Source organism: Virgibacillus dakarensis (assembly GCF_900155625.1).
Lineage (GTDB): Bacteria > Bacillota > Bacilli > Bacillales > Amphibacillaceae > Lentibacillus_C > Lentibacillus_C populi.
Genome location: NZ_LT732553.1, coordinates 754,778 through 766,550, shown reverse-complemented (window position 1 = coordinate 766,550; position 11,773 = coordinate 754,778). Strand labels below are relative to the sequence as shown.

Below are 11,773 nucleotides of genomic sequence, written 5' to 3'. Positions count from 1 at the left end.
GTGGTTTCTTATCTCATAAAAAATAAAAGGTGATACATATTGTACATGCACAATATGTATCACCTTCTACTGTTGGTTCATAAAAAATTTGATTATTTGTTTCAGAAAGAAGATCTATTCCATTAATCTCTAAAAAATCCTTGACAAATGTTGTTGTATCCCCCAATTCATTTATACTATCTTGGCCGTGTTCATGAGATTCTTGAATATGCTCTAAAAGTTGTTGTTTAATATCTTTTCTATTCTTTGAACTTATCTGATATTGCTTTAACTCTTCGAGAACTTCGTTTAAAAATTGTTTTTCTTCCATGGTCAATTTAATATAAAAAACGTCACTAGCGTTGCATTAATTATAACTAATAATAAAAAATGTTGGTAATGTTCAATTTTTAACTGTCTAGACAACAAAAAATCCTTTATAATGAATAGGTCAGGTGGTTTCCTGTCCAAATCCAATATAAAGGACCATATCATGGACAAGAATACACTAAAATCAGCATTTGGTAAATGGATTGCACCTATAAATTCTAAAAAGCTTTTTGACCAAGTTAAAAATCTAAAACAAGATAGCTATACCAAAAAACTTACGACTGAAGCCTATATTAAACTGATGCTTTATGCACAAGTACATGAAACGGAAGGGCTTCAAGCACTAAGTGATGCTTTATTGGATGCGGACTTTCAGAGAGCTGTTGGTTTTGAATCGATTAGCGCATCTCAGCTCTCACGCAAGAATAGAGAAATAGATCCATCCATATTAGCAACCCTATTTTTAGATCTTGTTTACCAGATACGCGGATATCACAATAAAGCCTACAAGCATATGCCGTTAAAAATCATTGATTCGAGTACATTGCCTCTTAATTTAACCAATTATAAGTGGGCGAAATTCCGCAAAACAAAGGCTGGTGTCAAGTTACATTTGCGCCTTGTTTTCATGGATAAAGAAACGGTTTATCCTGAAAAGGCTGTCATTACAGTAGCGAAAGAACATGATCGTAATCAACTTGAAGTCCTTGTTGATGACAAGGAAGCCATGTATGTCTTTGATCGCGGCTATATGGACTACGAACGTTTTGATCGGATGACGGATGATGGATACTTCTTCGTATCCAGACTAAAGAAAAATGCCGTCATTCGTGAAGTATGTTCATTCTCGGTTCCAGCTGAATCAATGGTTTTAACCGATAGAATGGTTTACATAGGCTCCACACAAAAACGTTGTGAAAACGTTTTTCGTCTTCTCGAAGTGATGGATACGAAAGGAAATATCCTTCGATTGATTACCAATCGATTTGACTTGGAACCACAAGAAATTAGTGATATTTATCGATCACGCTGGGCAATTGAACTGTTTTTCAAATGGTTAAAGCAGCACGTGGAAATCAAACATTTTTACGGAATGAGTGAAACAGCTTTACAAAATCAAATCTATATAGCACTCATCACCTATTGTTTACATGTGCTTATCCAACTGGAAACGAAAAGCAAGAAATCGTTGCTTCGAATTACCCGTTGGTTAAAGGCTGCACTATGGAAGCCAGCTTACATTTGGCTTCACAGATTTGAAAACAAAACAGTTCCGTAATAAGTAACAGTGTTGTAGGTCGTATCAATTCGTATTAATTGTATAATTTTACCAAATGGACGGTGCCACCTTTGATTGGACTTTGACTTTTTGGCAAAAATTACGGGAATAGTAGTTACTGAACATTTTGACTATATTTATGCAATGCTAGTGAAAAAACGTATTTTTGTAAATTTCTCAAACATGATCATCTTATTCCCCGCTCCAGCGGAAAAACCGTGAGGACAAAATGATCGATATAATGGCGACACCTACAAGAACCGCAACATCCACGCCATTCTCCCAAATCGGTGTAAAATTCCAGGTTTGCCTTGTTAAATCAATGACATAGTAAAGCGGAATGAGGTGAGCGATCATACGTAACACGTCTGGCATCCATTCAATCGGCATGGTCGCTCCCGATAGAAAAATCATCAAATTCAAGGCAAGTGAACTGATGGCTGAGGCAGTCCGAACGTTTTTGGCAATTGAATTGATCAACAGTCCGAACGGGAAGAAGGCAATCAGGCTTAATAGGATTGCCAACAAGGTACTTCCCAAATATTTCGGTACATGTAAATTGAAGACGAGGTATCCAAAAACGAGAATAATTACGGCGCTGATGGTAAAAATGACGGTTCCCTGCACGGTTTGCGCCGTTAACACCATCCAAGGCCTTACTGTTGTGACCTGATAGCGTCGCAAAATGCCTTTTTCACGATAGTTGGCCATCACCGTTCCGATTCCGAAAAACGCAGTGGTCAAGATGTTCACGGCAATCCAGGACGGGATGTAAGCATTGCTGTAAGTCATCCCACCGATTTTTGCGCTTCCGAACATCGCCCCGAATAGCCAGATCATCAGAACCGGAAACAAAAAGGTCCAGAACACGGCCATTTTTTCTCGAAAAAATAACTTTGTTTCCATTACCGACAGTTTCACAATTTTATTCATGCTGATCGCTCCTTTAACAGGTGGACAAACAAATCATCCAGCGTGCCTCGCTCGAAACGGAATGCGGTCACTTTCCAATCACGTTCTTCACATTCTTTTAAAACCAAATAGGCGGAACGCTGTAGATTCTCCGTTTGAATTCTCACCCGATTTCTGGATTTCTCCATGTGAATCACGCTGGGCAGGGCGATCAAAACATCGGGATCCACATCGAAACTCTCAAACGCTAGGTAGTTTGTCGCCAGGTCTTCGAGCAACACATTCGGTTTTCCAAGTGCCCGGATTCGGCCATCGTACACCATGGCGATCCGATCGCAAAGTTTTTCGGCTTCTTCCATATAATGCGTTGTCACCAGGATGGTGGTTCCTTGTTCCTTAAGGGTATGGATGACTTCCCACAACTTGCGGCGTGCTTGCGGATCAAGCCCCATGCTCGGTTCATCCAAAAACACGATTTCGGGTTGATGCAAAACAGATAAAGCGAGCGTTACCCGTTGCTTCCAGCCACCGGAAAGATCCTTGAAATACGAATTGAGTTTGTCTTCCAAATGTAACTGTTCAATGATGGCCTTCAGTTCTTGATGTGTGTTGTAAAAAGATGCAAACAGATTCAACGCTTCTTTGACCTTCATTAACTCCTGAATGGATGTGTCCTGGAACTGTACCCCAATTTTTTTATTTAATTGATAGCGGTCGGATTCCTTGCCGGGGTCAAGGTCGAGTACGTGTACCTTTCCGGAATCTCTTTTCCGCAGTCCTTCCAGAATCTCAATAGTTGTAGTTTTACCAGATCCGTTCGGACCAACAATCCCGAAAATTTCGCCTTTTTCGGCAGTAAAAGAAATCCCCTGTACCGCTCGAGTTTCCCCGTACTGTTTCATTAAGCCTTCAACTTCAATGACATGTGGCACTTTTTTCTCCTTCTCTCATAAATAAATTTTTACTCTTCAGACTTGCATCATAAAATCAGTTTTGTTTTACAAAAATGGTTCTTCCGGCAGCCACCCTTTGTTTTCAGCAATGGCGACGGCATCCATCCGGTTTCTCGCTTCCAGCTTCTGAATAATTTCGGAGATGTAGTTGCGGATCGTAGCTGGAGAGAGATAGAGAGTTTTACTGACTTCTTTGACCGAATCTCCCTTCTTCAGGTGCAACAAAATCTCGGATTCTCGTTTCGTGAGTGGGTTTATTTCTTCCATCATGGAAAAAGTAAGGTGCGGGCTAAAGACACGCTTGCCCGCGTGAATTTTTCGCAGTGCTTCCGCCAATTCGGACACGGGCATATCTTTTAGCAAATAACCCATTACTCCGGCCTTCACGGCACGTTGCAGGTACCCGCTTCGAGCGAAGGTAGTCACGATGGCGACCCGGCATTTACTGCCTTCATCCCTCAACTTTTCCGCTACCTCCAGCCCGCTTAACAGCGGCATCTCAATATCGAGAACGGAAATATCGGCGGTTTTTTCCCGAATCAGCCGGAGGGCCTGTTTACCATTGTCGGCTTCCCCGACAATTTCAATATCTTCTTCCAGGGCAAGCAACTGGCTGACCGCGCCCCGAAGCATTCCCTGATCTTCCGCAATGACAATTCTCATTGGATTCCCTCCTTCGTGATCGTCGGTTTCTTGACTTTCGGCACGATAATCGTGATTTTCGTTCCTTTTGTTTCCCCGGTTGTCATTTCGAGTTTTCCCTCGATCAGCAATAACCGTTCTTTCATGCCCAACAGGCCGCTGTGAAACTGGTCGTGATTTTCCTTCGCAATGCCGACCCCATCATCCTCCACCTGAAGAATGTATCTTCCAGGTTCTTCTTCAAGGCGGATTGTGCATCTGTGCGCGCCGCTGTGTTTCACGACATTGGTAACACATTCACGAAGACACAGGCTCAGGATATTCCGGATAATCGGCGGGGCTCCTGAAAGTTCATCATTCCGTTCCACTTTGAATGAAATCCCGGCAGACTCGCAAATTTGAGCCGCCTGTTGGCACTCCTCACCGAGATCGATGGACTGCATATCACTTATCAGTTCCCGCACCTGCAACAAAACGGATCTTGAAATATTCTGGATCTCACGGGCTTCTTTTGAGGCTTGATCGGGATTCTGGGGAATCAGCCGCTCCACCAATTCACCTTTCAACGTAAGCAGAGACAGGGTATGGCCCAGCGTGTCATGAAGATCACGGGCGATTCGCTGGCGCTCTTCATTTTTTATCAACCGGGAAATTTCATCATTGGCATATTGTAACCCCAATTTCATCTCATGTGATTTCCGGATCATTCTCACCATATAGGGCAACAGGAAAAGAATAAGAAGAATCGAATACCAGCCGAGGTACAATGGATTCGACTCTCGCAAGAAATAGAACCCAGTCGACCCGGCAAAGAGCACAGCCATGAGTACAGTCATCCCAGTAATTTTACGGAAGGATGAGTACTTGCCGATCACCAAAGCGGGATAAAAGCCGAAGCTCAATTCCCACGGGTTCAAGAAAGCCCCCCATAAAGCAATCGCGACCAGTTGAACAATGATGAAAAAGGTTCGGTGTTTCGCATTCAAAATGCTGATCAAATGAGCTGTTGCGATTATAAAAAACAAAAGATAGTTGTACCCAGTCTGTTGTGGAAAGATAATCAGAGAAATCAACGGGGGAAGCAACATCATCGTTTCCCACGGGAGTCTGATACGAGCCATTTTTTACCCCCTTCTTCATTTTGGTCTATCATACCATATGGTTTTGAGTCAGTGACCCTAACCTTTATTATTTGTTATCGGGGTTCCGGAAATTTGGGCTTGTTTCCCGCGTTTCAGCCACATCGGAACCAACCAGATCGAAAGTAAGAAGACCACCACATGGACCGGCTGTGCAATAACTCCGAATTTATCTGCCGGAGGATTGGCCAAAACATTGAGCGACGACAACAGAGTGACACCTCCGGTCAGCAGAACATAATAGACTGAAGGTCTTGCAGTTTTTTGAAACCACTTTACGAAAATCATTGCCCCGGCGATATTTGCGATGATCGAAGCAACCGCAATGGAGATCCAATTTAACTGGGAGAACCACAGGCCTGTTACAGCACCTAACAGGTAAGCCGTGGCAACACCGGCAGCTCCTGAAATAACTCCCACATATAAACCGACTAATAAACCTTTTTTCATTATTACTTGTGCCTCCTTGATTTATTGTATTAAAAGTATATCGAAAAGCCGACGGGGCCGGTAGTTATGTATATCACTTCTTTGAAATGATAAATATCATTTTTTTAGAAGGTTTTTCGGATGGATTCATGTTATTAAAAATGACTTTTTAAGGAAAAATGGCAGCAAAATCTACGGATGCTACCTTTTACCCCTTTAGTAGAGGGAAAACATTTTTGTGGATGGGATCAATTGTAGTCCCACTAGCCCGTTCGTTCCCCTCAGGCTTCCTCTGTTAAACCATTAAAAATGGCCAACCAGAAAATAAATTCCGATTGACCTCATTATACAAACGCGCCCTTTAATGAAATTGGCAAGGGCTATCTAATTGTCAAACAATCCTCTTCTAATCAAATTCGCAGTCACAGGTTTTTTCCTAATTCACGAGACCATATAGATAACTGACCTATATGATGTATTTCGTGAGCAATGATATGGCGCATACCTCTCCGTATAGGTAAGGGGTTGACGTTATCGCTCCCTTTTCCCTTCGTTCACACCGTACTTGAAACTTTCATCTCATACGGCGTTCCAACTAATCCAATTCATTCAATCCTATGTATCTAATGAAGTAAATTTGCAATTCTAAAATCAGATTACAGTATTTTTGCATTGTTTTCGCAGTTCATTGACCTTTTCTTTCTGTTTTTGATCAAGTTGGAAAGAATGAAGTAAGGTTTTAATTTTTTCAGTATCTTCTAAATGAACAAGTCGGCTTGTAGTACCTGTTCTTTCGTAAGTGTCTTTCATATTTTACCAGATTCCTTTATTTTTAGTATATTTCGAATAGAGGGCTTATCTTTGTTTACATGATATAAGAAATCTTTTATTACAGGAAGAACAGGTAAGCGGTAAGCCAGCATAATCTAAAAGTATGTAGCGTTTTGACTGGTTCTCTAATAATACTTCTTGAACCTTCATTTTTCGTTCCTCCTTTTAAATATATTAGCAGAATAAAGAAATATCTTATCTTATATTATACAATTAATACTAAATAGAAATCGTACATAAAACGAGTATAAAATAAAAAATAATAGTGGATAATCCATGTTATATTAAACATAGAGTCCACTATTATTATAGTATGGTTAACTAAAAGAGGGTTTTTTCGATTTTACCGTTTTTCATGACAATTTGGATAGTGTCGTTATTGGCTAGTGAATCAATATCTTCCAATGGGTTCCCTTTTACGACGATAATGTCTGCTAATTTTCCTTGTTCGATCGTACCAAGTTTATCATCCCAGCCTAGACATTCTGCTGCTGTCTTTGTTGAAGCAACAATTGTTTCCATTGGGGTCATACCACCATTGGCCATTAAGCCAAGCTCCCGTAAATTTGTGCCATGCTTCATCACACCAGCATCGGTGCCCATTGCAATTTTCACTCCTGCTTTATAAGCCTTTGTGAAGCTTTCCTTGTGTTGTTCAATAACTTCCTTGGACTTTTGCACAGCAGTTGACGGCATTCCAACTTGTTCAGCCGTTTCCAGCACGGCAACCGGCGCAAGTAAGGTCGGTACTAAATAGGTGCCATTTTCAAGCATTAATTCAATTGCCTCTTCATCGATAAAAATACCATGTTCAATCGAATGAACGCCTGCTTTTACTGCATTTTTAATTCCCTCAGCACCTTGCGCATGAGCCATTACTTTTACCCCTTTACGAAAACGGCCTTCCTCGACAATTGTTTTTAATTCTTCCAACGAAAATTGCGTGAATTCCGGATGGTCTGTTGCACTTAACACACCGCCTGTCGCATGGACTTTAATCACTTCGGCACCAGCACGTAGCATTTCGCGTGTTTTTTTGCGAACTTCCTCAACACCATCACATTTTCCATTTGGCATCCCTGGAAAGTCGGATGGCAAAATATCCATTACATTGCCAGAAACAGTATAGCCATCTCCATGTCCACCTGTAATCGTCAAGGCATTAATACTTAATTGCAATCGAGGTCCGGGGATTAGTCCCTCTTCAACTGCTTTTTTCACCCCTAGATCCGTTCCCAGGGCATCACGAACCGAAGTGATTCCGGCATGAAGTGTTGCCTTCAAATATTCAGCCGCCTTATAGTACATGAAGGAAAACGGTGTTGCCAGTTTTTCAGCGACCGGCTGATATTCCATCATCATATGCACATGTGAATCTATTAACCCTGGTAGAATAGTTCCACCCTGGGCGTCAATTATTGTTTCTTCACCAGTAGCGGCATAAGCCTTTTCCGGTCCTGCATAAGTAATTTTCTCCCCATCAACAACTACTACATGATCCTTCTTTACCTCTCCGCCATTTCCATCAATTAGCAATCCATTTTTTATAAGTTGTTTCATTTCACAGTCTCTCCCTCTACAATGTTTGAACTAGTATACCTGCTATCACAACCGACGCGACGGTAACCGTGGTAAAACCACCAACAAGCATCGGTGCCAATAATTCATCAAAAATCTGCTTTTCCTCTTGTTTATTTCTGGATACACTTCTTGCAACTTCTTCACAGAGAAGATAGTCACCAGGGAAACCAAAAAGCGCTGTTAATGCGACAGGCATGCCTTTATATGGATGCCATTTGAACAATTTTGATGTAATATATCCACCAAGGGCTATTCCGAATGTACCGATCACTAGGATTAAAATGATCTCAGGCAAATTATCCAGTACTTCTGATGGTGTTACTCCTGCCATTTGACCGATTACAACAAAAATGATACCAATCATCACAATCGTAAACGAATTTGCCTTTTCAAGTGATTTCGCTTCAAAGAATCCAAGTGTGTGACCAATAATCCCAAATACCAGGCACCACAAACTGTAATGTATCGGTGTTATTTCCCCAAGCGCAACACCGATCGCTGCTCCAACAAAAACAATGAATAATTTAAGTGTCATACTGGATTTTATCGGACTTGACTTTTTCGTTTCCGCGGGCTCTGTAGTCGCCGCAGCTTCATCAGCCATCGAAACAAATGTCCCATGATCCATTTCACCCTGAATGCGCAATGCATATTTCCGCATAAAATTCATCGCCAATGGCATCCCAAATACCCCCTGAAAAGCGACAACTAATGCTGGGATAATGATTAGCGACTGCAGGCCGATTTCCGTCAATTTTTCAGACGTAATAATTACCGCAATAATTCCTCCATTAATCGGCCCAACTCCAGCAACTGCAGTTGGATAATCAAAAATGAATGGAATAATTCCCAAAATTAATATCCCCGAAACAATAATGCCCCCTAAAGCAATCCCAACCGCTTTTATTTGTTGTTTCAGTAGAGAAAAGGGAATCATCGTACCCATATGCAAAATAGCGGGACCAATAAGAATGGCGCCCAAAGCAGGAAATTGTGATTTTTCGAGAATGTCATCAGGGAAGATGCCTGTCCAGACACAAACTAAAAACCCAACCATCGCGGTTAACAGCATTGGAATCCTGGCTCTGGAAATAATGGATAGCCACTCACCTAGTGCGATTAGAGAGAAGATCATAACTGTAGCAATTATCGGATTATTTAACATATTAGTCCCTCCTTTTTCTATAATGTTTGATAATATATCACATTGAAAATTGTTTGTCTACAAACTTTTTTGACATTTAAATAAAATTAATTGAATAGTTGAACGACAAAATTAAATTAAGATTTCAACATTATTGTTCTAACAATAAAGAAAGCGATTACCAGTGAGGATACTTCTTTGATGGGAATGGAATAAATTACAAATAAAAAATTTTGTAATACGTATATTACTGACCATGAGAACCATTAATAGCGACGTTAGAACCGCAAAAAAATATAACTGGTAAATATGGCACCAATAATGAACTAAGAATCATCACGATTCCAGCGGCCGTAATTGGAATTCCGTAAAAAGCACCATCAAACTCTTTAACATTGTAACGTGCTAATCGAACTGCAACACACAGAATAAAAGGATAGTCTTTTTGAATATCCTTCTGAACCAAAAAAGGATCTGCATCGAGCAAATCCTTTTTGATTGCGCCCCTGAAATAATAGGACAGTAGGACGGCCTTGAAATACTATATTTTTTCGCCCTTCTCTTTTCCAAGGTTCCCAGTTGTCATTCCAGAAATGTCCTTTTAAAAAGTATCATTATTTTTAACCAGCCTGTCAACCAGCCACTTAACAAAGATGCCTATCAACATATAAAAAGGGATGGAATATAAATGCTCCCATCGGATTAACATGTATATGTCCATTTTTGCGAATAGTGGCTCGGCTACTATAACCGCAAATAAAAGCAACAGCACAAGTGTCAGCAAGTACGATACCCACGTTGTTCTGTATTGGTATAAAAGCATATAAAACACTGGAATGATGGCAATATCAACGGAATACAATTGGTTTGTGAAAAAGGCAATCTGATAGGGATAGAACCAAAATACTAGCGAAAGCCCGATGTCATCCAAAACAACTGCGGTTAAACTGGTAAATAAGCCTACAAGCAGAATGCGATTCAAGTTTTTTTTGTCAACTAATATTGCCCAAACTATCCACACAAATACCGTTACAAAAATCAAAAACCACCACTGATATGAGAAAATCACATGTTCAAAAAAGTAAAGTTTTTTTAACTCAGCAAACTTTTCCTGCGTTTTAATCATTTCATCAACAATTGCAAACATCATTTCTGGTCAACACCTTCAACTGAAATGCATTATATGTATAATTTGTTTTTCGGCAATATATATACATAACACTTCTATCAGAATAAACTCCCCTTTTCGGGCAACCCTATGGATAAATTAGTAAATCGGAGTTTTCTAGATGGATAATTATACAAACGACAATACCGCGAGACGATATATAGCACATGTAAGTATATTTGGCACAACGCAAATCCACCTAAGAAATCCTTATATTATTGCCTGGTGGAGTGCAGCATTTCCCGGATTTGGTCATCTGCTTTTATCAAAGTATATTCGTGGATTTGTGTTATTCATTTGGGAAGTTATCGTAAATCTGAATGCAAATATAAATTTAGGTATCATTTATTCTTTTCAAGGTGATATTGAAAAAGTAATACAAGTATTGGATACGCGCTGGCTTCTGTTGTACATGCCGGTATATTTATTTGCCATTTGGGATAGTTACCGAACAACGGTTGACATGAACAAGGTTTTCATCCTCGCCGACCGTGAAAATCATCGTTTTAATACTTTTAGCATAGGGGCGTTGGAGATTAACTATTTAGATAAAAGGAATCCCTTGCTTGCAGTTGTCTGGTCCCTTTGTGTACCTGGGTTGGGACAGCTCTATATTCATCGAATAGGAGTTGCTTTCTATGTTATCATTTGGACGATAATCTTTTTCTACTTTTCCCATATACTGGAGGCTATCCCTTTTTTGTTTCTAGGTGAGATTGATAAAGCTACCTCTTTAGTAAAACCCGAATGGCTCCTGTTCTTGCCATCTGTTTACGGGTTTTCGCTCTTTGATTCGTATATGAATACCGTTGAAAATAATAAGCTTTTTGAAAAAGAACAACGTGATTTTTTACAAAAAAATTATCAGCATTCTAAGTTTACGCTTTTAAAAGGGAAAAAAGTGAAGTGATCAATCATGCAGCTGTATGCAACCTTCGAAAGTAACATTTTTCTGGAACTGGCTCTTTCTCAATTAGAGCAAAAAGGTATCCATAAGGAAAATATCTTTGCGGTTCCCCTTGACAACCGAACGGAAAAACGCCGAGTGTTTGATAGCATTCATCGAGCGGATGGAATTTCATTAATTGATATAGGAGTGGCACTTGCAACAGCTTTCTCCGTAGTAGGGATAAGCATCGGTTTTAAGTTGGCGTGGGGGCCGATATTCTGGGGTTTAATCAGTGCTTTTACCGGATTTGCCCTTGGATTTGCGATAAAATTATTTATTGTATTTTTTGTTGAGAAACGAAAACGGGTTCTAATCGGAAAGCATTCTGAAGTTATACTCATTATTGATTGTGAAGAAACACAGAGTGAACTTGTTGAAGAAATTCTGTGGAATCACTTTGCATTAGGTGTCGCAAAAATAAAATAGAGGTGGGTCCC

The 11,773-nt window shown here is 40.2% G+C and carries 11 protein-coding genes and 2 pseudogenes; 3 read left to right on the top strand and 10 right to left on the bottom strand.

The features are described 5' to 3' along the window. Positions 1–109 precede the first annotated feature (109 nt). Positions 110–310: pseudogene (locus CZ382_RS03845) on the bottom strand (hypothetical protein); the annotation flags it as partial. Between the two features lie 162 nt (positions 311–472). Here CZ382_RS03845 and CZ382_RS03840 point away from each other — a divergent pair. Beyond that, positions 473–1,588 (top strand): IS4 family transposase, encoded by a 1,116-nt coding sequence (locus CZ382_RS03840; RefSeq protein ID WP_088049901.1) that lies wholly within the window; start codon positions 473–475, stop codon positions 1,586–1,588. A gap of 192 nt (positions 1,589–1,780) precedes the next feature. Here CZ382_RS03840 and CZ382_RS03835 read toward each other — a convergent pair whose 3' ends face one another. The 9 genes and pseudogenes from CZ382_RS03835 to CZ382_RS03790 all read right to left on the bottom strand — a co-directional run bounded on the left by CZ382_RS03835 (position 1,781) and on the right by CZ382_RS03790 (position 10,369). After that, positions 1,781–2,521, bottom strand: a complete 741-nt coding sequence (locus tag CZ382_RS03835; RefSeq protein WP_088049900.1) for an ABC transporter permease — start codon at positions 2,519–2,521, stop codon at positions 1,781–1,783. Continuing rightward, complete coding sequence (locus CZ382_RS03830; RefSeq protein WP_088049899.1) at positions 2,518–3,432, bottom strand: ABC transporter ATP-binding protein; 915 nt, start codon at positions 3,430–3,432, stop codon at positions 2,518–2,520. Before CZ382_RS03830 ends, CZ382_RS03835 begins: the two co-directional genes overlap by 4 nt. Before the next feature lie 66 nt (positions 3,433–3,498). After that, positions 3,499–4,116, bottom strand: a complete 618-nt coding sequence (locus tag CZ382_RS03825) for a response regulator transcription factor (protein WP_088049898.1) — start codon at positions 4,114–4,116, stop codon at positions 3,499–3,501. After that, on the bottom strand, positions 4,113–5,216 hold the full coding sequence (locus tag CZ382_RS03820) for a sensor histidine kinase (RefSeq protein WP_088049897.1): 1,104 nt from the start codon (positions 5,214–5,216) through the stop codon (positions 4,113–4,115). The genes CZ382_RS03825 and CZ382_RS03820 overlap by 4 nt, the downstream gene beginning before the upstream one ends. 57 nt (positions 5,217–5,273) lie before the next feature. After that, complete coding sequence (locus CZ382_RS03815; protein WP_088049896.1) at positions 5,274–5,684, bottom strand: hypothetical protein; 411 nt, start codon at positions 5,682–5,684, stop codon at positions 5,274–5,276. Positions 5,685–6,047: 363 nt separating this feature from the next. Next, a pseudogene (locus CZ382_RS03810) lies at positions 6,048–6,166 on the bottom strand (DinB family protein); the annotation flags it as partial. A gap of 649 nt (positions 6,167–6,815) precedes the next feature. Continuing rightward, positions 6,816–8,054, bottom strand: coding sequence for a metal-dependent hydrolase family protein (locus CZ382_RS03805; protein ID WP_088049895.1), 1,239 nt, complete (start codon positions 8,052–8,054; stop codon positions 6,816–6,818). 16 nt (positions 8,055–8,070) lie between these two features. Further along, positions 8,071–9,240: a hypothetical protein gene (locus tag CZ382_RS03800; protein WP_088049894.1), complete on the bottom strand. Its 1,170-nt coding sequence runs from the start codon at positions 9,238–9,240 to the stop codon at positions 8,071–8,073. Between the two features lie 580 nt (positions 9,241–9,820). Continuing rightward, on the bottom strand, positions 9,821–10,369 hold the full coding sequence (locus CZ382_RS03790) for a CBO0543 family protein (protein ID WP_088049892.1): 549 nt from the start codon (positions 10,367–10,369) through the stop codon (positions 9,821–9,823). Positions 10,370–10,508: 139 nt separating this feature from the next. Here CZ382_RS03790 and CZ382_RS03785 point away from each other — a divergent pair, with 139 nt between their 5' ends. Continuing rightward, complete coding sequence (locus CZ382_RS03785) at positions 10,509–11,297, top strand: hypothetical protein (RefSeq protein ID WP_088049891.1); 789 nt, start codon at positions 10,509–10,511, stop codon at positions 11,295–11,297. Between the two features lie 6 nt (positions 11,298–11,303). Continuing rightward, positions 11,304–11,762 (top strand): hypothetical protein, encoded by a 459-nt coding sequence (locus tag CZ382_RS03780; protein ID WP_088049890.1) that lies wholly within the window; start codon positions 11,304–11,306, stop codon positions 11,760–11,762. Positions 11,763–11,773: the final 11 nt, after the last annotated feature.

Bases quoted from the DNA above. Each gene is read 5' to 3' on its own strand.
- CZ382_RS03805 (WP_088049895.1), bottom strand. From the start codon at position 8,054: ATGAAACAACTTATAAAAAATGGATTGCTAATTGATGGAAATGGCGGA.
- CZ382_RS03790 (WP_088049892.1), bottom strand. From the start codon at position 10,369: ATGATGTTTGCAATTGTTGATGAAATGATTAAAACGCAGGAAAAGTTT.
- CZ382_RS03840 (WP_088049901.1), top strand. From the start codon at position 473: ATGGACAAGAATACACTAAAATCAGCATTTGGTAAATGGATTGCACCT.
- CZ382_RS03835 (WP_088049900.1), bottom strand. From the start codon at position 2,521: ATGAATAAAATTGTGAAACTGTCGGTAATGGAAACAAAGTTATTTTTT.
- CZ382_RS03825 (WP_088049898.1), bottom strand. From the start codon at position 4,116: ATGAGAATTGTCATTGCGGAAGATCAGGGAATGCTTCGGGGCGCGGTC.
- CZ382_RS03800 (WP_088049894.1), bottom strand. From the start codon at position 9,240: ATGTTAAATAATCCGATAATTGCTACAGTTATGATCTTCTCTCTAATC.
- CZ382_RS03785 (WP_088049891.1), top strand. From the start codon at position 10,509: ATGGATAATTATACAAACGACAATACCGCGAGACGATATATAGCACAT.
- CZ382_RS03815 (WP_088049896.1), bottom strand. From the start codon at position 5,684: ATGAAAAAAGGTTTATTAGTCGGTTTATATGTGGGAGTTATTTCAGGA.
- CZ382_RS03820 (WP_088049897.1), bottom strand. From the start codon at position 5,216: ATGGCTCGTATCAGACTCCCGTGGGAAACGATGATGTTGCTTCCCCCG.
- CZ382_RS03780 (WP_088049890.1), top strand. From the start codon at position 11,304: ATGCAGCTGTATGCAACCTTCGAAAGTAACATTTTTCTGGAACTGGCT.